A 19,784-nucleotide genomic window follows, 5' to 3' on the forward strand; every position below is an offset into this window, starting at 1 on the left:
CGCACGCGCCGCGCCCCGCTCACCCGCCGAGCAGCCACCGGATCAGGTCGACCGCGCTCGTGAGGCTGATCGGCGCGAGCATCGCCAGCACGGCATCGAACAGCAGCACGCCGATCATCACGCGTTCGCGCCGCGTCGGCGGCGGGGTTCGCCGCGGCGCGGCGGGCGGCTCGCGGGGCGGCCAGACGCGGTTCTCGTCAAGAAACATCCAAGGCGCAGCCTCGCGCACGACGCCGCGTTCCTGCAACTGCCCCTTGGGCCGTGCCCGGCGGCTCGCCGGTTACTCGGCCGCGCGCGCGCCGCTGTCCTCGGCGGCCTCGCCCTCGCCGTCCACCGCGCCCGCGTCGGCGTCCGCAGCCGGTGCCTGTGCCTGTGCCTGTGCCGATGCCGGTGCGGGCAGTTCGGCGGTCGGCGCGCGCGCCACGACGTCGACGCTCTCGATCGCCTCCAGCGACGCGGTGCCCGTCTCGATGTTGAGCGCCTGGAACCGGCGCGCCGAAACCATCACGCGGCCCTCGAAGCTCGCGACGAACTTGTTGTAATTCTCGACCGCGCTGTTCAGCCCGCCGCCGACGCGCTTCAGGTGGCCCGCCGCCGTCGCCAGCCGTTCGTACATTTCCTTGCCCAGCTTGCCGACCTCGCGCGCGTCCTCGGTCAGCTTCTGCTGGCGCCACATCGCCGCGACCGTGCGGGCGAGCGGCAGGAACGCAGACGGCCCGGCGATGATCACGCGGTTGCGCGCCGCGCGTTCCCATAGCTCCATGTCGATCTCGAGCGCGCTCGACAGGAAATTGTCGCCCGGAATGTACATGATGACGAAGTCGGGCGCCTTTTCGAACTGCGCCCAATAGGCCTTGCGCGACAGCGCCTCGGCATGGTTGCGCACCGCGCGCGCGTGCGCCACCAGCGCGGTCTGGCGATCCTCGGCATTGGTCGCCTCGGCCGCCTGAAGATAGGCATCGAGCACGCACTTCACGTCGACGATCAGTTGCTGGTCGCCCGGCAACCGGATGATGAAGTCGGGGCGCAGCGCCCCGTCCTCGGTCGCCACCGAAACCTCGGCGGCAAAGTCGACATGCCCCGAAAGCCCCGCCAGCTCGATCAGGTTGCGGAACTGCTGCTCGCCCCAGCGGCCGCGCGTCTTGGGCGCCGCGCGCAGCGCGTTGACCAGCTTGGCGGTCTCGGTCCGCGTCTCGCCCAGCCCCGCCTTGACGTCGGCGATCGCCTCCTTCAGCGCGCCATAGCTGTCGGCCCGGTCGCGCTCGACGCGCTGCAGGCCCTCCTCATAGCGCTTGAGCGTCGATTCGACCGGCTGGAGCAGCGCCTTCAGCTTGGCCTCGTTCTTCTCGCCCGCCTGGTTGAACCGCGCCTCGGCGCGTTCGAGGAACGTCTTCTGCGTCTCGCCCAGCATCGTCTGCGCCAGCTCGCGGAAATGCCCCGCCATCACCTCGCGCGCATTCTTGAACTCGGTCAGCCGGTCCTCGAACGCGTCGGCCTTGGCGCGCAGTTCGGTGAGCTGGAGCCGCGCCACGTCGCGCTCGTCGCGCAGCACCGCGATCTGCTCGCGCAGCCCCGGCACCTCGCTCGCGCGTTCCTCGGCCAGCACCAGATCGCCGATCGCCGCCTTGAACTCGGCCTCGCGCCGGTCGCGCTCGTCCCGCAACTCGGCCGTCCGCCGCGACGCGAGCACCCAGCCGAGCGCCAGCCCGACGAGCAGGGCAACCACCACCGAAACGATAACAGCCAGTTCCAAAACGCGAACTCCCAAGAACGAAGGGCGAACCTATCCGCCCGGCCCATCGCGCACAAGGCGCAACCGCCGCGCGCGCCGCCCGTCCGGGCGGATGTCCACAGCAAAATCGCAGACTCCCGCCGCCCCCTGTCCCGGCGATCGGGGTTGCAGCCCGCGCCCGCGCCGATATGGGATCGGGGCACCATGCTGTCCGACATCGAAATCGCCCGCGCCGCGACGCTCCGCCCGATCCAGGCCATCGCCGATCAGCTCGACATCCCCGAAAGCGCGGTCGAGCCCTATGGCCGCTACAAGGCGAAGGTCGATCATCGCTGGCTCGGCGGCCATGCGCCCACGCGCGGGCGGCTGATCCTCGTCACCGCGATCAACCCCACCCCGGCGGGCGAGGGCAAGACGACCACCTCGGTGGGCCTCGCCGACGCGCTGCGCCGCACCGGGCGCCGCACCGTGCTGTGCCTGCGCGAGCCCTCGCTCGGCCCCTGTTTCGGGGTCAAGGGCGGCGCCGCGGGCGGCGGCCATGCCCAGCTCGTGCCGATGGAGGACATCAACCTCCACTTCACCGGCGATTTCCACGCGATCACCAGCGCGCACAACCTGCTCGCCGCGATGATCGACAACCATATCCACTGGGGCAACACGCTCGACATCGACGTCCGCCGCATCCGCTGGCGCCGCGTGCTCGACATGAACGATCGTGCGCTGCGCGGCATCGTCCAGTCGCTCGGCGGCCCCGCCAACGGCTATCCGCGCGAATCGGGCTTCGACATCACCGTCGCGTCCGAAGTCATGGCGATCCTCTGCCTCGCGCGCGATCTCGAGGATCTCGAACAGCGCCTCGGCCGCATCGTCGTCGCGCGCACGCGCGGCGGCGGCTTCGTCACCGCGCGCGACCTCAAGGCCGACGGCGCGATGGCGGTGCTGCTCAAGGACGCGATCAACCCCAATCTGGTCCAGACGCTCGAAGGCACACCCGCCTTCGTCCATGGCGGCCCCTTCGCCAACATCGCGCATGGCTGCAACTCGGTGATCGCGACGCGCGCCGGTCTCTCGCTCGGCGACTATGTCGTGACCGAGGCGGGGTTCGGCGCCGATCTCGGCGCGGAAAAGTTCTTCGACATCAAGTGCCGCCAGGCGGGCCTCGCGCCGTCGGCGGCGGTCGTCGTCGCCACCGTCCGCGCGCTCAAGATGAACGGCGGCGTCGCGCGCGCCGATCTGGCCGCGCCCGATGTCGATGCGGTGACGCGCGGCGGCGTCAACCTCGCGCGCCATCTCGAAAACATCGCGGCGTTCGGCGTCCCCGCGGTCGTCGCGATCAACCGCTTCCCGACCGACAGCGACGCCGAGCTCGACGCGATCCGCGCGATCGCCGCCGAACGCGGCGTCACCGCGATCGTGTGCACGCACTGGGCCGATGGCGGCGCGGGGGCGCTCGCGCTCGCCGAGCATGTCGCCGCGCTCGCCGACGCCCCGTCGCGCTTCGCCCCGCTCTATGCCGACGACCTGCCGCTCCTCGCCAAGATCGAGGCGGTGGCGACGCGCATCTACCGCGCCGCCGCGGTCCGCGCCGAACCGGCGGTCGTGGCCCAGCTCGAACGCTGGCAGGCGGCGGGCTTCGGCGACCTCCCGGTGTGCATGGCCAAGACGCAATACAGCTTCTCGACCGACCCCGCCGCGCTCGGTGCGCCCGAGGGGCACATCGTCCCCGTGCGCGAGGTCCGGCTGGCCGCGGGCGCGGGCTTCGTCGTGGCGATCTGCGGCGACATCATGACGATGCCCGGCCTCCCCCGCACCCCCGCCGCCGAGGCAATCCACATCGACGCGCAAGGCCACATCCAGGGCCTCTTCTAACCTCCATTCCTCCCCGACCCCGCCGGAGAGCGGAACCACCGACCACCGACCTGCGGCAGACCCGCACGCCGCCAACCGCGGAAACCCCCACCCCCATTCCTCCCCGGCCCCGCCGGGGAGGGGGACCGCCGGCCAACGGCCGGTGGTGGAGGGGCCGCGCCGCCAGGCGCGGAAAACGCCAAGAGCCGTCCCCCAATCCTCCCCGGCCCCGCCGGGGAGGGGGACCGCCGGCCAGCGGCCGGTGGTGGAGGGGCCGCGCCGCAAGGCGCGGAAAACGCCCGCATTCCTCCCGCCCCACCCGAGCGCGGAAACCCCCGACCCCCACCCGTGACGAATGCCCACACCGCCCGGCGCGCGAAACCCGCTCCCGTTCAGCCCGCCTCGCCCGCCCCCGCGCGAATCCGGTCGGCCTGGGGCAACCGGTCGAGGTCGAAACGCTTCCACCAGCCATGCGACACGATCGCGCGGCACAGGGCGCGCCAGAACGCCGTCTCGCCCGGGACCGGCCGCTGCTCGCCGTCGCGCGGCCATGTCCGGTCGAGCAGCGCCCGCGCCGCATCGGCATGCCCCGCGAGCATCAGTTCGCCGAGCGCCTGCACCGCCAGCGGCGTGCCCATCCGCGCCTCGGGCGGAAACAGGCGCCCGTCCGCATAGGCGTCGTCGCGCCACCGCGCGAACTCCTCGGCAAGGGCCAGTTCCCGGAACGCCCGTTCCTCCTGCCCCAGCCGCCGCGCCGTCAGCACCGCGCGATCGACGGCGAAGTCGCCGTCCACCCACCGCACCGGCAACGGGATCATCGTCACGCCGGCGTGCGGGGCGCCGTTGAAATACTCGATGTCGAAGAAGATCCGGATCGCGGGCGCACCATGGACATCGCGGACGGTCGCGGCGTCGATCCGCTCGCCGCGCAACGTGCGGACCGTCAACCGCGGGCCGAAGCGCACCGCGATCAGCGCACCGTCGCCGCCCGATCCCCCGTTGTCGCCCATCACCAGCACATCGGGCGCATGCCGCCCCGCATGGCCGTGCCACAGCATCTTCACCGACATGAAGCCGTCGCCCAGCCGCACGACGCGCCCGCCGTCATGCGCCTCCACCGCGCGGCACCATTCGTCGACGTCGCCGCCCGGCGGACAGGGCACGACCACGATCGACGCCGCCCCCCGCTGCCAGATCACCCCCAGCGGCTGCGGCCCCGCCCAGGCGGGCGTCGCGAGCCCCAGCCACCCCAGCACCAACGCACCCGCCAACGCCAACCGCATCAACCATCCCCTCGAATCGCCGCCGCCAGCTTAGCGTTGGAAAAGCGCCCGAATCATGGCCCACCCCCAATCCTCCCCGGCCCCGCCGGGGAGGGGGACCGCCGGCCAGCGGCCGGTGGTGGAGGGGCCGCGCCGCCAGGCGCGGAAAACGCCCCCCAGTCCTCCCGACCCTACCAGAGCGGGGAAACCACCGCCCCCCACCTGCAGCGGCCCCGCACGCCGCCAACCGCGGAAAACCCACCCCATTCCTCCCCGGCCCCGCCGGGGAGGGGGACCACCGGCCAGCGGCCGGTGGTGGAGGGGCCGCGCCGCAAGGCGCGGAAAACGCCCCCAGTCCTCCCGACCCCGCCGGAGAGCGGAACCACCGCCCCCACCTGCGGCCGACCCGCAAACCGCCAACCGCGAAAACGTCCGACGAAAAAGCGGCGCCGGAGCCCCTGCCCCGACGCCGCCCGTCAAAACCGTCTCGAACCCCGCGCCCCCGCCATGCCGTCGCCCCCGCCATGGGGGCCAACCGGCCGACGGCGCGGCCGCGCTCAGGCCGCCTTGCGCGCCTTGGCGAGCTTCTTCAGGATCATCTCGCGCTTCAGCCGCGACAGATGGTCGATGAACACGATGCCCTCCAGATGGTCCATCTCGTGCTGGATGCACGTCGCCAGCAGCCCCTCGAACAGTTCCTCGTGGCGCTCGCCCTTCTCGTCGAGCCAGCGCACGCGGCAGCGCGCGGGCCGCTCGACATCGGCGAACTGGTCGGGAACCGACAGGCAGCCCTCGTTATAGACCGACAGCTCGTCGGACGGGTCGAGGATCTCGGGATTGATGAACACGCGCGGCTGGCGGATCGGCTTGCCGTCCTCGTCTTCCTCTTCCTGCAGGTCCATCACGACGATCCGCTTCGCCACGCCCACCTGGATCGCGGCCAGCCCGATGCCGGGGGCGTCGTACATCGTGTCGAACATGTCGGCGATCAGCGCGCGCACCGAATCGTCCACCGTCTCGACGGGGGCGGAAACGGCGCGCAGCCGGGGATCGGGAACCTCTACGATCGGAAGAATTGCCATGCCCGGGGATCTAGGGTGCGGGTCGGCAAGGGTCAATGCAGGGCGGTGCCGGATCGCCGTGCGCGCGTCACGCCACCGGCCGCCGCGCGCGCAGCGCCTGCGCCAGCGTGCCCTCGTCGAGATAATCGAGCTCGCCGCCCACCGGCAGCCCGTGCGCAAGCTGGGTGATCCGCACCGGATAACGCTCCAGCCGCTCGGCCAGGTAATGCGCGGTCGTCTGCCCCTCCAGCGTCGCGTTCATCGCCAGCACCACCTCGTCGACCCCGCCGTCGGCGACGCGCGCGATCAGCGAATCGATGCGCAGATCCTCGGGCCGCACGCCCTCCAGCGCCGAAAGCCGCCCGCCCAGCACATGGAAGCGCCCCGGAAACAGCCGCGCGCGATCGAGCGCCCACAGGTCGGCGACTTCCTCGACGACGCACAGCGACCGGGGATCGCGACGCGGATCGGCGCAGATCGAACACGGATCCGACGTGTCGACATTGCCGCAGCGCGAACAGGTCGCCAGCCGCGCGCTCACCGCCTCCAGCGCCGTCAGCAGCGGCTCGAGCGCGGTCTCGCGCTTCTTGAGCAGGTGCAGCACCGCGCGGCGCGCCGAACGCGGGCCAAGGCCGGGCAAGCGGGAGAGCGCCTGGGTCAGCGCGTCGATTTCGGGCGATGCCATGCCGCACGACATAGGGGCTTGCGCCCGGCCCTGCCAAGCGGTTGAGGGGGAAGCATGCGGATCATCTTCATGGGCACCCCCGATTTCGCCGTCCCCGTGCTCGATGCGCTTGCCGGCGCGGGGCATTCGGTCATCGCGGCGTACAGCCAGCCGCCGCGCCGCGCCGGTCGCGGCAAGGCGCTCACCCCTTCGCCCGTCCATGCGCGGGCCGAGGCGCTCGGCATTCCCGTCCACACGCCGCTCACGCTGCGCGACGCCGATGCCCAGGCCGCCTTCGCCGCGCTCGACGCCGATGTCGCGGTGGTCGCGGCCTATGGCCTCATCCTGCCGCGCGCGGTGCTCGACGCGCCGCGGCTCGGCTGCCTCAACGTCCATGCCTCGCTGCTCCCGCGCTGGCGCGGCGCGGCGCCGATCCAGCGGGCGATCCTCGCTGGCGATGCGACCACCGGCGTCGGGATCATGCAGATGGAGGCCGGGCTCGATACCGGCCCCGTCCGGCTCGAGGGGCGCACGCCGGTCGACGGCAAGACCGCGGGCGAGCTCACCGCCGAGCTGAGCGCGCTCGGCGCGGCGCTGATGCTGCGCGTGCTCGCCGATCCCGACGGCCATCCGCCGGTCGCCCAGCCCGAGGCGGGCGTGACCTATGCGCCCAAGATCGACAAGGCCGAGGCGCGGCTCGACTTCACCGCCGATGCCCCCGCGGTCGAGCGTCAGGTGCGCGCGTTCAACCCCGCGCCCGGCGCCTTTTTCGAACTGGGGGGCGAACGCATCCGCGTCCATCGCGCGCAGGTCGTCGCCGATGCGGCGACCGGCGGCGCGGCGCCCGGCACCGTGCTCGACGACGCGCTGACGATCGCGTGCGGCGACGGCGCGCTGCGCCCGCTGCTCGTCCAGCGCGCGGGGCGTGCGGCGATGGAAACCGGGGCGCTGCTGCGCGGCTTTGCGGTGCCGGCGGGGACGCGGCTTTGACCCGCTTCGCGCTGACGGTCGAGTTCGACGGCCGCCCCTTCATGGGGTGGCAGCGTCAGGATCACGGGCCGAGCGTCCAGCAGGCGATCGAGACCGCGGCGCATGCGATCACCGGCGAGCACGCCGTGGTCCATGCCGCCGGGCGTACCGATGCCGGGGTCCATGCGCTCGGGATGCGCGCGCATCTCGACATCGCGCGCGACATCACGCCCTTCCGGCTGATGGAGGCGCTCAACGCGCGGCTGCGGCCGGCGCCGGTGGCGATCCTCGATTGCGTCGTGGTGCCCGACGACTGGCATGCGCGCTTCTCGTGCCTCGCACGGCACTACGAATACCGCATCGTCAACCGCCGCGCGCCGCTCACGCACGAGGCGGGGCTGGCGTGGCGCGTGCCGACGCCGCTCGATGTCGATGCGATGCGCGCGGGCGCGGCGCGGCTGGTCGGGCGGCACGACTTCACCACCTTCCGCTCGGCGCATTGCCAGGCCGACAGCCCGGTGCGGACGCTCGACCGGCTCGACGTCGATCGCGTCGGCGACCGCGTGCTCGTTCGCGCGTCGGCGCGGTCGTTCCTGCACCATCAGGTGCGCTCGATGGTCGGCTGCCTCGCGCTGGTCGGCCAGGGGCGCTGGTCGGTCGACGCGCTGGCCGCGGCGCTCGCCGCGCGCGACCGCCAGGCGCTCGGGCTCAACGCGCCGTCGGACGGGCTGTTCTTCGTGCGGGCAGATTATCCGGGCCGTCATGACGCGCCTGCGAACGACACGATTTCGCCGCCGAACGACGCCTGACGCGCGATTTTTGCGGGGTTTCGCCCGGTTCGGCGCCTCAACGGCGGAACTTGGCAGCCAATTCGACATGGGTGGACCAGCGGAACTGGCCCACCGGCTGCACCCATTCCAGCCCGTATCCGCCCTTGCACAGCGTCTCAGCATCGCGGGCGAAGGTGCTGGGATTGCACGAAACATAGGCGATGACGGGCACCTTGCTCGCCGCCAGTTCGCCCACCTGTTCGCGCGCGCCCGCCCGCGGCGGGTCAAGCACCACCGCGGCAAAGCGATCCAGCTCCGCCCGCGCCACCGGCCGCCGAAAAAGGTCGCGATGTTCGACAGTTACCGAACGCATCGCCCGCCCGGCCCCCGCCTTCAGCGCCAGGATCGGGTCGCGCGCGCCCTCCGCCGCATAAACCCGCGCCCGCGGCAACGCGAGACTGAACGTCCCCAGCCCGGCAAACAGGTCCGCCACCGTCGCCGCCTCGCCGATCGCCTCGCGCACCGCCGCCACCAGCGCGCCTTCGCCCTCGGGCGTCGCCTGCAGGAAACTCCCCGCCGGAAAGGGCACCGGCACGCCGCCCAGCGTCACCGTCACCGGCGCCGGCTCCCACCGCGCCGATGCGCCCAGCCCCTCGTCGAGCGAAAAGCGCGCCAGCTTGTGGCGATACGAAAAGGCCGTGATCGCTTCCGCCGCGGCAAGCCCCTCGGCCTCCAGCCCGTCGATCAGCACGTCGACGCCCTGATCGGTCATCGTCAGGTGGACGTTGACGCGCCGCTTGCCGGGAATCATCGCCGCGAGCAGCCCACGCAGCGGCGCCACCAGCGCGAACAGTTCGGGCGCGAGCACATGGCATTCGGCCAGGTCGACCAGCTGATGGCTCGACTGCTCGGCAAAGCCCAGCAGCACCTGCCGCCCGCGCCGTTCGGCGTGAAGCGCCGCGCGCCGCCGCGTGCGCGGGGGCGACAGGTGCGGCGCGCGGATCGGCGCATTCAGCCCCTGTGCCGCCAGCGCGGTCGTGATCCGGTCCTCCAGAAACCGGCTCCATGCCGCATCGTCGAGATGCTGGAGCTGGCATCCGCCGCACGTCGGGAAATGCCGGCACGGCGGCTCGCGATGGTGCGGCCCGGGCAGCACCTCGCCCGCGGCGGTCACATGGTCCCCCGGCGCGGCGAGCGCGACATGGCGCCCGTCGGCGGCAACCCCGTCGCCACGCGCGGCGACGCGGAGGATCTCAATCGGATTTACAGGCATTCGGCGATCGCTTCCGGAATCAGGTCGGCGAGCCTATCGGCGATGAACGCCGGTCCTGCAAGCGCGGCAGCGCGTGCGTGCAGCCACGCCGCCGCCTCGGCCGCCGCGAGCGGCTTCGCTCCGCGTGCCACCTGGGCCGCGACCAGCCCTGCGAGCACGTCGCCCGTCCCCGCGGTCGACAGCCAGGGCGAGGCCCCCGCCAGCATCCGCACCATCCCGCGCGGCGATGCGATCACCGTGTCCGCGCCCTTGTGGACGATCGTCGCGCTCGCATCGGCCGCCGCCGCCACGGTACGCGCGATCTTGCCGCCCTCACCCGGAAACAGCCGGTCGAACTCGCCCGAATGCGGCGTCAGCCACACCGGCGCCGCGCGTTCGCGCAGCAATCCGACACCGTCGGGCATCGCCGCCAGCAGGCTGATCGCATCGCCGTCGAGGATCAGCGGTCGCTCGCTGTGCAGCGCGATTTCCAGCCAGTTGCGCGCGCGCACATCGCGCCCCAGCCCCGGCCCCAGCAACAGCGCGTCGATCCGGTCCCAGCCGACAAATTCGGCAAGGTCGGCCGAGGTTTCGACCGTGCGCCGCACCAGCGCGTCCGGCCCGCCGCTATCCGGCGCCGCCCCCGCCAGCACGACATAGCCGGCGCCGCCCGCCATCGCCGCCCGCGCCGCCAGCCGCGCGGCGCCGGGCATCGCGCCCTCGATCACCGCCACCAGCCCGCGCGTATATTTGTGATCGAACGGCCCCGGCACGGCCAGCCGCGGCCGCGCGACGCTCCGCCAGCTGCTCTCGATCGGGATTCCGATATCGGCGAGCAGCACATGGCCGCATCGCTCGAGCCCCGCCTCGAGCAGATGCGCGGGCTTGAGCGCGCCCAGCGCCAGCGTCGCCGCGATCCCGCGCGGCACGCCCAGATCGGCGCCGCTGTCGGTCTCGATTCCCGACGGCAGGTCGATCGCCAGCGTAAAGCTCGCCTTCGCGACCAGGTCGGCGAACACCGCCGCCAGCCCGCGTTCGAGCGGGCGCGACAATCCGGTGCCGAACAGCCCGTCGACCAGCACCGGTCGCGGCCGCGCGGCATAGAGCGCGCTTGTCGGGCCGTCCCAGCGCGCATGCATCCGTTCCGCCGCGCCGGGGCCCGGCGGTCCTGACGCGACGACCGCGACGTCATGCCCCTGTGCCTTCAGCAGCCGCGCGGCGACATAGGCATCGCCGCCATTGTTGCCCGGCCCGGCGAGCACCAGGATCGGGCGCCCGGCGGCAAAGCGCGCGGTCTCGCGCGCCACTGCGGCGCCCGCGCGCTCCATCAGCTCGTCCTGCGACACGCCGGTTGCAAAGACTCGCGCCTCGGCGTCGCGCATCGCCTGCGCCGTCAGGACGGGGGCGCCCGCGGGGATCACCGCGCGGCTCCCGGCGCACGCACCGTCGCGGGCAGTTGATAACGATCGTCGCCCAGCGCAACCACGATCCGGTCCGATCCGATCGGGGTGACGACTGCGCGCTCGGCGCCGTCGGCAGCGACCACGCCGCGCCCGTCCTGCGTGACGAGCAACCGACGAAAGCCGCCGTCCGCGCGCCGCAGCGTCAGCACCAGCCCGGCGGGCGTCGTCGCCCGTTCGACGGTGCAGCTTTCGGCAAGGCGCGTCTCCCCCGCCCGCCCGCAGGCCACGCGCGCGGCATCGGCAGTCGCGGCGTCGCGATCGGGCGCCGCACCGCCGCAGCCGGCGAGCGCCAGCAGCGCCGGCAATCCCGCCCCGGCGATGGCGAGCACGATCCTCGCCCGCCGGGGCACCCATGCTTTTGCGTTTGAAAGCGACCGATCAGATATCGGCGTAGACATGACGTTCGGCGCGCGCTCCCGGATGGGTGACCGCGCCCTTATAGGCGGGGCCGACCGTCTGGGAATAGCGCCACAACGCCCCCGACTGGTGGTCGTTGGTCCGCGGCTGCCACCGCGCCCGCCGTTCGGCGAGCACCGTCTCGGGCACGTCGAGGTCGATCGTCCCCGCTTCAGCGTCGATCCGGATGATGTCGCCGTCCTCCACCAGCGCGATCGGACCGCCGTCGGCCGCTTCGGGGCCGACATGGCCGATGCAGAAGCCGCGCGTCGCCCCCGAAAAGCGCCCGTCGGTGATAAGCGCGACCTTCTCGCCCATGCCCAGCCCGTACAGCGCCGCGGTGGTCGACAGCATCTCGCGCATGCCGGGGCCGCCCTTCGGCCCTTCATAGCGGATGATGATGACCTCGCCCTCGTTGATCCGGCGATGCTCGACCGCCTCGAACGCGTCCTCCTCGCGATCGAACACGCGCGCCGGCCCCTCGAACTGCAGGCGCTTCATCCCCGCGACCTTCACGATCGCCCCCTCGGGCGCCAGCGTGCCGCGCAGGCCGACGACGCCGCCGGTCGGGGTGATCGGCGTCCGGACGTCATAGATGACCTTCTGGTCGGGGTTCCACGTCACCGCGTCGATATTCTCGCCCAGCGTCTTGCCCGTGACGGTCATGCAATTGCCGTCGAGCAGCCCGCCCGCGAGCATCGTCTTCATCAGCATGTAGACGCCGCCGGCGTCGTACATGTCCTTGGCGACATATTTCCCACCGGGCTTCAAGTCCGCCATGTAAGGCGTTGATTTGAAAGCCTCAGCCACGTCATGCAGGTCGAATTCGATCCCGGCTTCGTTCGCCATCGCAGGCAGGTGGAGCGCGGCGTTGGTCGATCCGCCCGTCGCCGCGACGACGCGCGCCGCGTTGACGAAGGCCTCGCGCGTGCAGATGTCGCGCGGACGGATGTTGCGCGCGATCAGCTCCATCACCTGCTCGCCCGCCGCGATCGCGATTTCCTCGCGCGAGCGATAGGGCGCGGGCACCATGTTCGAATTGGGGAGCGACAGGCCGATCGCCTCGCCCACGCACGCCATGGTGTTCGCGGTGAACTGGCCGCCGCATGCGCCGTGGCCGGGGCACGCGACCTTTTCGAGCGCGATCAGCTCGTGCAGCGGACAATTGCCTGCGGCGTGCTGGCCCACCGCCTCGAACACATCGACGACGGTGACGTCCTTGTCGTGGAACCGGCCGGGCAGGATCGATCCGCCATAGACGAAGATCGACGGCACGTTGAGCCGCAGCATCGCCATCATCATCCCGGGCAGCGACTTGTCGCAACCGGCAAAGCCGACGAGCGCATCATAGCAATGGCCGCGCACGCTCAGCTCGATCGAATCGGCGATCACCTCGCGGCTCACCAGCGACGCCTTCATTCCCTGATGGCCCATCGCGATGCCGTCGGTGACGGTGATGGTGTTGAAGCGCCGCGGCGTGCCGCCGCCCGCGATCACGCCGCCGCGCGCGGCGTCGGCCTGCGCATCGAGCGCGGTGTTGCAGGGGGCGCTGTCGTTGCCCGCGCTCGCCACCGCCACAAAGGGCTTGGCGATGTCCGCCTCGGACATGCCCATGGCATAGTAATAGCTGCGGTGCGGCGCGCGCTCGGGGCCGACCGAGACGTGGCGGCTCGGCAGGCGGCTCTTGTCAAAGCTGTTGGTCATGGCGCGAAAGCCTATGTCGCCAAACCGTCCCTTTGCGCAAGACTATTACTCAAAAAATCTGCCAGACGCGCCACGCGCTCGCCCCAGACGCCCGCGCCCGCGGCATCGGCGATGCCGTCGTTGCGGATCTCCAGCGACAGCGAGGCAATGCCGTTGCCCTCGGCATGGCGGTTGAGCGTCGCGTTGAGCACGCGCCCCGAATAGGGTTCGTTGTCGCCCGTCGCGATTCCCTCGGCCCGCAGCCAGTCGATCGCCGGCCGCGCCGCGCGCGAGTCGCGGTTATAGAGCACGCCCGCCTGCCAGGGCCGGTCGCTCCCGCCATGCTCCAGCCGCGGGGTGAAACTGTGCACCGCGACGATCAGCCGCGGTCGCCGGGTGCGGATGCACGCCGCGATCGCGCTATGATAGGGCGCGTAAAAGCGCGCGATCCGCGCCCAGCGGTCGGCCTCGGCATTGCCCGGAATATCATGGCCGTCGCTGCGATGCGGGATCAGTCCGCGATTGTCGGGCTCGCGGTTCAGGTCGATCACCAGCCGCGAGACGGTGGCGAGCAGCGCCGGCGCGCCCAGCCGGGCGGCGACCGCGCGCGTTACCGCGGCCGCGCCGATGTCGACCGCGATATGCCGGTCGAGCAGGTCGGGCGCGATCCCCAGATCGATATCGTCGGGAACCGCGTTCGACGCGTGATCGCACAACAGCAGGATGTCGTGCCGCGCGCCCTCAATCCGTTCGCACACCATGTCGCGGGCCTAGGCGGTCGCGCCCGGCGGGGCAAGCCGCGCGGGCGGCGCGCTCAATAGGCCGGGCGCCGCCGTTCGCGAAACGCGGTCAGTCCTTCCAGGAATTCGGAGCCGCCATAGGCTGCCTCGAAATCGGGATCGGTCGCCTCGCCGCGCAGCGTCCGCTTGAGCAGCCGTACCGATCCGGGCGCGTTGGCGGCAATCGTCGCCGCCACCGCCGCCGCGGTCTCGTCGGCCTTGGCGCTTGCCAGGTCGACCAGCCCGATCCGCTTGGCCTCGTCGGCCGAAATCCGGTCGCCGGTGAACAGCAGCAGCGACGCGACGCCGCGCCCCACCTGCGCCGCCAGCCGGGCGACATCGGCTTCGGGATAACCGATCCCCAGCCGCGCGGGCGTGATCGCGAACGCGGCATCCTTGCCCGCCACGCGGACATCGGCGGCCAGCGTCAGCGCCACCGCCGCGCCGAAACAGCCCCCGTCGACCACCGCGATCACCGGCATCGGCAGGTCGGCGATCCCGTCGATCGCCCGCCGCATCGCCAGCCGGAAGCGCGAGCGCAGCGCCACGTCGGCACGCAGCGTCTCGAACTCATGGACGTCGGCCCCGGCCGAGAAGATCCCCGGCACGCCCGATTTCAGGATCACCACCCGCGCCTCGGCCAGCCGGGGCAAGGCGTCGGCAAGCGCGTCCCATGCGGCGATCGGCATGGCATTGCGCGCCTGCGGACGGTTGAGCGAGACGGTCGCGACCGCGCCGTCGAAGGAAAGGTCGATCATGGTGTTTCCCTGTGCCGCAAGCCGCGCCGGCTGTCAGCCCCGTCGCGTCAGACCAGCTCGGTCGCGACGCTCCACCATCCCCGCGCCGCCATCTGCGTCGCCGCGTCGGCGCATCGGGCGGCATCGGCAAAGGTGGCGAAACAGGTCGCGCCCGATCCCGACATCCGCACCAGCCCGGCGCCGGGCAGCGCCGCCAGCGCGTCGAGCACGGTCCCGATCACCGGCGCGATCGCGCGCGCCGGCGGCTCCAGGTCGTTACGCCCCGCCGCGGCAATCGCGAGCAGGTCGCCCTCGCCCAGCGGCCCGCGGTCCTGCCCGTCCCATCGGCCGAACACCGCCGCGGTCGAAACCGCCACTCCCGGATTGACGAGCAGCACCGGCAATCCCGGCGCGCCCGCAATCGGCGTCAGTTGCTCGCCGCGCCCGCGCCCGATCGCGACGCGCTGGTAAAGACAGGCGGGCACGTCCGATCCCAGCGTGTCGGCGATCACGAACAGATCGGGCGCGTCGAGCGCAATCCCCGCCGCCCGCGCCAGCGCGCGCAGCGTCGCTGCCGCATCGGCCGATCCGCCGCCGATCCCCGACGCGACCGGCAGGCGCTTGTCGAGCGTGATCGCATGCGCCCCGCCGCCGAAGCGCGCGCGAAACGCCCGCGCCGCGCGCAGCACCAGATTGTCGTCGGCCGGGCCTGCCGCGTCCAGCGCCGCCGCAAACGGCCCCGTCACGATCAGCCGGTCGGCCTCGGCCGGCGCGATCGTGATCGAATCGCCGTGCGCGACAAAGGCAAACAGCGTCTCCAGCGCGTGAAAGCCGTCGGGGCGGCGGTGGCGGACGTGCAGCGCCAGGTTGATCTTGGCGCAGGCGGTTTCGCGGATCATCAATCGCTCCGAACGGGGACGTCGCCGGCCAGCTTGGCGTCGATCCGCGCCGCGGCGTCGGCATCGGCGGTCAGCGCGGCGGCGCGCCAGGCATAGCGCGCCTCGTATCGCCGCCCTTGCTGCCAGTAAACGTCGCCCAGATGCTCGTTGGCGCGCGCCGCCAGCGGGTCGTCCTGCACCGCCTGTTCGAGCAGCGGCAGCGCACGGCCCGCATCGCCCTGGCGGAAATAGGCCCAGGCGAGCGCATCGGCGATCTCGGCGTTGCGCGGTTCGAGCTTGCGTGCGCGTTCGAGCAGCGCCTGCGCCTCGGCCAGTTCGGTGCCGCGCTCGATAAGCGCATAGCCCAGATAGCCCATCGCCTCGGAAGCATCGGGCGCCAGCGTGATCGCGCGGCGCAGCTCGGTCGCCGCCGCCGGCCATTCGCCCAGCGCGTCGAGCGCCATCCCGCGCAGATAGTGCAGCCGCCAGGCATCGGGTCCGGCACCGCGGCTCAGCCCGCGCGCATAGGCGCTCGCCGCCTCGCCCAGCCGCCCGCGCTCGGCCAGCATCCGGCCATAGGCCTCGCTGTCGGTCGCGGTGCCGCCGCGCGACCGCGCCAGCGAATGCGCCAGCCGCAGCGCCGCGTCCTCGGCGCCGCCCTCGGCCAGCACGTCGACGCGCAGCGCCGCCGCCTCGCGCGCATAGGCCGAACGGTCGCGCACCGTATCGAGCGCGACCAGCGCATCGTCGAGCGCGCCTTCGTCGGCGAGCGTCCGCGCGAGCACCAGCCGCGCCCGGTCGTCGCCGTCGTCGAGCAGCAACGTCGCCCGCGCGAGCAGCATCACCAGCGGCGCCACCTTGTCGTCCGAAAGGTCGTCGGCCACCATCAGGAACAGTCGCGCCGCGCCGAACGCCGCGTCGTTGGGTGCCGGGGCATCGAGCCGGTCGCGCAGCGCGCGCGCCTCGGCATCGTCGCTCTTCGCCAGCAACGCCCGCGCCGCGCGCCGGTCGCCCCCGCGCGCCAGCACACGTGCCATGTCGATGCGCAGCGCCGCGCCGTCGCGCTGCATCTCGGCGGCGGCAAGCCCCAGCGCCGCCTCGCCCTGCCGCCCCGCCGCGGCGAGCAGCAGCACGCGCGTCCGCGCGCTGTAGCGCCGTGCCAGCCCGCTGCCCGGTCCATCGGCGTCGAGCACCGCCAGTGCGTCCTGCCCGCGGTCGCGGGCCAGCCAGGCGCGCAGCGAGGGCACCAGAAAGTCGAGCGGCCCCGTCCCCAGCCGGTCGATCGCCCGCTCGGCCCCCGCCGCGTCATGTTCGTGAAGCGCGATCGCCACCGCAAGCAACGCGCTGTCGGGGGGCGCCTCGCCCGCGCGCACCAGCACCGCCGCCGCGCGCCCGGCGAGCAGATAATCGCCCGCGGCGATCGCCTGGCGATAGGCGCGCCGCGCGACCGTCGTGTCGTCGGGCGCCGCCGCAAGGATCTGGCGATAGGCCTGCGTGGCCGCCGCCACCGCGCCGGCCTCCTCCGCCGCACGCGCGCGCACGAACAGCCCGGACAGGTCGGGAACGACCGGGCCGGGCACCGTTTCCGCCGCCGACGCACCCGCACCCGCCGCCGCGGGCGGGTCGCGCTCCTGCGCCGCGGCTGGCAGCGGCGCCGTCGCCAGCGCCGCCGCGATCAGCAGCTTACATGTTGGGATAATTGGGGCCGCCGCCACCTTCGGGCACCACCCAGTTGATGTTCTGCGTGGGGTCCTTGATGTCGCAGGTCTTGCAGTGAACGCAATTCTGCGCGTTGATCTGGAACCGCAGATCATCGCCTTCCCCCACGACCTCGTACACACCCGCCGGACAGTAGCGTTGCGCCGGCTCGGCGTACATCGGCAGATTGTACGAAAGGGGGATGTCCGGATCCTTGAGCGTCAGGTGGATCGGCTGGTCCTCCTCGTGGTTGGTGTTCGACAGGAACACCGAGGAAAGCCGGTCGAACGTCAGCACCCCGTCGGGCTTGGGATAGTCGATCGGCTTGCACTGGTCGGCGCGCAGCAGCGTCTCGTTGTCGGGGTGGTGCTTCATCGTGAACGGCCAGCGCAGGCCCAGATGCTCGCTCCACATCGCGACGCCGGAAAGCAGCGTGCCCCAGGTCAGGCCGAACTTCTTGACGAGCGGCACCACGTTGCGGACGCCGCGCAGTTCCTTCTCGACCCAGCTGTCGGCATAGGCCTCGGGATAGGCGTTCAGCTCGTCGCCCTCACGGCCCGCGGCGATCGCGGCAAAGGCCGCCTCGGCCGCCATCATACCGCTCTTCATCGCGGTGTGCGTGCCCTTGATCCGCGGCACGTTCAGGAAACCGGCGCTGTCGCCGATCACCGCGGCGCCCGGCGCCACCAGCTTGGGCACCGACTGCCAGCCGCCGTCGCTGATCGCGCGCGCGCCATAGGAGACGCGCTTGGCGCCCTTCAGGATCTTGGCGATCTCGGGGTGCGTCTTCCAGCGCTGCATTTCCTGGAACGGCGAGAGCCAGGGGTTCTTGTAGTCGAGCCACACGACGAAGCCCAGCGCCACCTGGCCGTCGGCCTGGTGATACAGGAATCCGCCGCCATTGGCCTCGCGCTCGTCGAGCGGCCAGCCCTGCGTATGGATCACGCGGCCCGGCACATGGTTGGCGGGGTCGATGTCCCACAATTCCTTGATGCCGATGCCATAGACCTGCGGCTGCGCGTCGCGGCACAGGTCGAACTGGCGCTGCAGCTGCTTGGTCAGATGGCCGCGCACGCCCTCCGAAAAGAAGGTGTACTTGGCGTGGAGTTCCAGCCCGGGCTGGTAATCGGGCTTGTGCGTGCCGTCGCGCGCGACGCCCATGTCGCCGGTCGCGACGCCCTTCACGCGGCCGTCGTCGTGATAGAGGATCTCCGCCGCGGCAAAGCCGGGGAAGATCTCGACGCCCAGCTCGCCGGCCTTCTCGGCCAGCCAGCGGCACAGATTGCCCAGGCTGCCGGTGTAACAGCCCTTGTTGTGCATATAGGGCGGCGTGACGAATTCGGGGAATTGCGCCTTGCCCTTGGCGTTGAGCACCCAATGGTGGTTCTCGGTCACCGGCGTGCGCGCGAGCGGGCAGCCGTCCTCGCGCCAGTTGGGCAGCAGCTCGTCGAGCGAGCGCGGATCGATCACCGCACCCGACAGGATGTGAGCGCCCACTTCCGAGCCCTTTTCGAGCACGCACACCGAAAGCTCGCTCCCCGCCTCGGCGGCAAGCTGCTTCAGCCGGATCGCGGCCGAAAGCCCGGCGGGCCCGGCGCCGACGATCACCACGTCATAGGGCATCGACTCCCGTTCGCTCATTCTACTATCCTCTGCGAGTCTCCGAGTGAGACGCCGCGTCGCTTGCTGTCGCACACGCGCAACGTCCTGTCCGTCTTGTCGATGGCGGCAGATTGACCAATCCGTCAACAGGGATTCAAAAATAGGGTATGGGGGCAGACGCGCATCAGGATTGGAAACGGGCGGTCGCCAGCGCGCTCGAATGGTGGCACGACGCGGGCGTCGACACCCTTGCCGATCCGATGCCGCGCGACTGGACCGCGCGGATCGCGCCGCCGCCCGTCGCGCTCGCGGCGGCGCCGGCACCGGCCGCCGCACCCGCGCGTGCCCCCCGCGCCGTAGCGGCGGCAAAGCCTGCCGCGGCCGAAACGCTGCCGTCGGCGCTCGAACCTTTCCTGGCGTGGCGGACGGGGCCGGCCGCGCCCGAAACCGGCTGGACGACGCCGCTCTGCGCGCCGGAGGGGCCGGTCGACGCGCCGCTCGTCGTGCTGACCGACATGCCCGAACCGGACGCGCCCGATTGCCTGCTCGGCGGCGCTGCGGGCCGGCTTTTCGAACGGATGCTCGCCGCGATCGGGCTTTCGCGCGAATCAGTCCATATCGTACCTTTCGCCTTTGCGCGGCCGTTCGGCGGCCAGGTTCCCGCCGACGCGGCCGATCGTCTGGCGGCGCTGGCCCGCCATCACCTCGGCCTGCTCCGCCCCGCGCACCTGCTAATGTTCGGTCATTCGGCCAGCCGTGCGCTCGCTGCGGCGGATGGCTGGCCGCCGGAAAATCGTTTACATTCCGTTAACGATTTTGGGACGAATACGTCGGTCGTCATTGGTTACCCGCCGCGGTTCCTGCTGGAACGGCCGCTCGCCAAGGCCGACGCGTGGAAGCAATTGCTGCTGTTGAGCCGGGGGATGGTTAAGTGAAGATCAGGCTTGGACTCGGGATTGCCCTTGGCTGCGGCCTTTTTTCCGCCGCGGC

19 protein-coding genes are annotated in these 19,784 nt (G+C 71.9%); 4 read left to right on the forward strand and 15 right to left on the reverse strand.

Annotated features, from left to right (window positions below; genetic code table 11):
* Positions 1–19: 19 nt before the first annotated feature.
* Together ACT3CF_RS10660 and ACT3CF_RS10665 are read right to left on the reverse strand one after the other, a co-directional pair.
* Positions 20–208, reverse strand: coding sequence for a hypothetical protein (locus ACT3CF_RS10660; RefSeq protein WP_478422555.1), 189 nt, complete (start codon positions 206–208; stop codon positions 20–22).
* Positions 209–280: 72 nt separating this feature from the next.
* Positions 281–1,753 (reverse strand): DNA recombination protein RmuC, encoded by a 1,473-nt coding sequence (locus ACT3CF_RS10665; protein WP_478422557.1) that lies wholly within the window; start codon positions 1,751–1,753, stop codon positions 281–283.
* A 183-nt stretch (positions 1,754–1,936) separates the two neighbouring features.
* Between ACT3CF_RS10665 and ACT3CF_RS10670 the strand changes: the two genes are divergently transcribed.
* Entirely contained in the window at positions 1,937–3,601 is a 1,665-nt protein-coding gene (locus ACT3CF_RS10670) for a formate--tetrahydrofolate ligase (protein WP_478422558.1), read from the forward strand.
* Positions 3,602–3,972: 371 nt separating this feature from the next.
* Here ACT3CF_RS10670 and ACT3CF_RS10675 read toward each other — a convergent pair whose 3' ends face one another.
* From ACT3CF_RS10675 to recR, 3 genes are all read right to left on the reverse strand, one after another.
* Entirely contained in the window at positions 3,973–4,863 is an 891-nt protein-coding gene (locus ACT3CF_RS10675) for a hypothetical protein (protein ID WP_478422559.1), read from the reverse strand.
* Positions 4,864–5,399: 536 nt separating this feature from the next.
* Positions 5,400–5,924 carry a peptide deformylase gene (def, locus tag ACT3CF_RS10680; protein ID WP_478422561.1) on the reverse strand — a complete coding sequence of 175 codons (525 nt, stop codon included), beginning with the start codon at positions 5,922–5,924 and terminating at the stop codon, positions 5,400–5,402.
* Between the two features lie 67 nt (positions 5,925–5,991).
* Positions 5,992–6,588, reverse strand: a complete 597-nt coding sequence (recR, locus tag ACT3CF_RS10685) for a recombination mediator RecR (RefSeq protein WP_478422562.1) — start codon at positions 6,586–6,588, stop codon at positions 5,992–5,994.
* Between the two features lie 54 nt (positions 6,589–6,642).
* On the opposite strand from recR, the gene fmt reads away from it, so the two are divergent.
* A complete protein-coding gene (gene fmt, locus ACT3CF_RS10690; protein ID WP_478422564.1) occupies positions 6,643–7,557 on the forward strand; it encodes a methionyl-tRNA formyltransferase in 915 nt (304 codons plus the stop codon).
* The gene (gene truA, locus ACT3CF_RS10695) at positions 7,554–8,345 is read left to right on the forward strand and encodes a tRNA pseudouridine(38-40) synthase TruA (protein WP_478422566.1); all 792 of its coding nucleotides are present in this window, start codon (positions 7,554–7,556) and stop codon (positions 8,343–8,345) included. Before fmt ends, truA begins: the two co-directional genes overlap by 4 nt.
* Positions 8,346–8,382: 37 nt before the next feature.
* Here truA and ACT3CF_RS10700 read toward each other — a convergent pair whose 3' ends face one another.
* From ACT3CF_RS10700 to ACT3CF_RS10745, 10 genes are all read right to left on the reverse strand, one after another.
* Complete coding sequence (locus ACT3CF_RS10700; protein ID WP_478422568.1) at positions 8,383–9,579, reverse strand: class I SAM-dependent RNA methyltransferase; 1,197 nt, start codon at positions 9,577–9,579, stop codon at positions 8,383–8,385.
* Positions 9,570–10,979, reverse strand: coding sequence for an NAD(P)H-hydrate dehydratase (locus ACT3CF_RS10705; RefSeq protein WP_478422569.1), 1,410 nt, complete (start codon positions 10,977–10,979; stop codon positions 9,570–9,572). Before ACT3CF_RS10705 ends, ACT3CF_RS10700 begins: the two co-directional genes overlap by 10 nt.
* A complete protein-coding gene (locus ACT3CF_RS10710; protein WP_478422571.1) occupies positions 10,976–11,350 on the reverse strand; it encodes a hypothetical protein in 375 nt (124 codons plus the stop codon). The genes ACT3CF_RS10705 and ACT3CF_RS10710 overlap by 4 nt, the downstream gene beginning before the upstream one ends.
* 49 nt (positions 11,351–11,399) lie before the next feature.
* Positions 11,400–13,121, reverse strand: coding sequence for a dihydroxy-acid dehydratase (gene ilvD / locus ACT3CF_RS10715; RefSeq protein ID WP_478422573.1), 1,722 nt, complete (start codon positions 13,119–13,121; stop codon positions 11,400–11,402).
* An 11-nt stretch (positions 13,122–13,132) separates the two neighbouring features.
* Entirely contained in the window at positions 13,133–13,861 is a 729-nt protein-coding gene (locus ACT3CF_RS10720) for an N-formylglutamate amidohydrolase (protein ID WP_478422574.1), read from the reverse strand.
* A 53-nt stretch (positions 13,862–13,914) separates the two neighbouring features.
* Entirely contained in the window at positions 13,915–14,637 is a 723-nt protein-coding gene (locus ACT3CF_RS10725; RefSeq protein ID WP_478422575.1) for an enoyl-CoA hydratase/isomerase family protein, read from the reverse strand.
* 47 nt (positions 14,638–14,684) lie between these two features.
* Complete coding sequence (locus ACT3CF_RS10730) at positions 14,685–15,515, reverse strand: 4-(cytidine 5'-diphospho)-2-C-methyl-D-erythritol kinase (RefSeq protein WP_478422577.1); 831 nt, start codon at positions 15,513–15,515, stop codon at positions 14,685–14,687.
* The gene (locus ACT3CF_RS10735; RefSeq protein WP_478422579.1) at positions 15,515–17,209 is read right to left on the reverse strand and encodes a tetratricopeptide repeat protein; all 1,695 of its coding nucleotides are present in this window, start codon (positions 17,207–17,209) and stop codon (positions 15,515–15,517) included. The genes ACT3CF_RS10730 and ACT3CF_RS10735 overlap by 1 nt, the downstream gene beginning before the upstream one ends.
* The gene (locus ACT3CF_RS10740; RefSeq protein ID WP_478422581.1) at positions 17,178–18,833 is read right to left on the reverse strand and encodes an electron transfer flavoprotein-ubiquinone oxidoreductase; all 1,656 of its coding nucleotides are present in this window, start codon (positions 18,831–18,833) and stop codon (positions 17,178–17,180) included. The genes ACT3CF_RS10735 and ACT3CF_RS10740 overlap by 32 nt, the downstream gene beginning before the upstream one ends.
* A 145-nt stretch (positions 18,834–18,978) precedes the next feature.
* Complete coding sequence (locus tag ACT3CF_RS10745) at positions 18,979–19,311, reverse strand: hypothetical protein (RefSeq protein WP_478422583.1); 333 nt, start codon at positions 19,309–19,311, stop codon at positions 18,979–18,981.
* Between ACT3CF_RS10745 and ACT3CF_RS10750 the strand changes: the two genes are divergently transcribed.
* Positions 19,298–19,729, forward strand: a complete 432-nt coding sequence (locus ACT3CF_RS10750) for a uracil-DNA glycosylase family protein (protein ID WP_478422584.1) — start codon at positions 19,298–19,300, stop codon at positions 19,727–19,729. The two genes, ACT3CF_RS10745 and ACT3CF_RS10750, sit on opposite strands and share 14 nt — an antisense overlap.
* Positions 19,730–19,784: the final 55 nt, after the last annotated feature.

The organism is Sphingomonas chlorellae (genome assembly GCF_056485145.1).

Excerpts from the sequence above, each read along its gene's own strand:
- ACT3CF_RS10660 (WP_478422555.1), bottom strand. The coding sequence starts at position 208 with ATGTTTCTTGACGAGAACCGCGTCTGGCCGCCCCGCGAGCCGCCCGCC.
- ACT3CF_RS10670 (WP_478422558.1), top strand. The coding sequence starts at position 1,937 with ATGCTGTCCGACATCGAAATCGCCCGCGCCGCGACGCTCCGCCCGATC.
- ACT3CF_RS10675 (WP_478422559.1), bottom strand. The coding sequence starts at position 4,863 with ATGCGGTTGGCGTTGGCGGGTGCGTTGGTGCTGGGGTGGCTGGGGCTC.
- def (WP_478422561.1), bottom strand. The coding sequence starts at position 5,924 with ATGGCAATTCTTCCGATCGTAGAGGTTCCCGATCCCCGGCTGCGCGCC.
- recR (WP_478422562.1), bottom strand. The coding sequence starts at position 6,588 with ATGGCATCGCCCGAAATCGACGCGCTGACCCAGGCGCTCTCCCGCTTG.
- fmt (WP_478422564.1), top strand. The coding sequence starts at position 6,643 with ATGCGGATCATCTTCATGGGCACCCCCGATTTCGCCGTCCCCGTGCTC.
- ACT3CF_RS10700 (WP_478422568.1), bottom strand. The coding sequence starts at position 9,579 with ATGCCTGTAAATCCGATTGAGATCCTCCGCGTCGCCGCGCGTGGCGAC.
- ilvD (WP_478422573.1), bottom strand. The coding sequence starts at position 13,121 with ATGACCAACAGCTTTGACAAGAGCCGCCTGCCGAGCCGCCACGTCTCG.
- ACT3CF_RS10720 (WP_478422574.1), bottom strand. The coding sequence starts at position 13,861 with ATGGTGTGCGAACGGATTGAGGGCGCGCGGCACGACATCCTGCTGTTG.
- ACT3CF_RS10725 (WP_478422575.1), bottom strand. The coding sequence starts at position 14,637 with ATGATCGACCTTTCCTTCGACGGCGCGGTCGCGACCGTCTCGCTCAAC.
- ACT3CF_RS10730 (WP_478422577.1), bottom strand. The coding sequence starts at position 15,515 with ATGATCCGCGAAACCGCCTGCGCCAAGATCAACCTGGCGCTGCACGTC.
- ACT3CF_RS10740 (WP_478422581.1), bottom strand. The coding sequence starts at position 18,833 with ATGAGCGAACGGGAGTCGATGCCCTATGACGTGGTGATCGTCGGCGCC.
- ACT3CF_RS10745 (WP_478422583.1), bottom strand. The coding sequence starts at position 19,311 with ATGTCGGTCAGCACGACGAGCGGCGCGTCGACCGGCCCCTCCGGCGCG.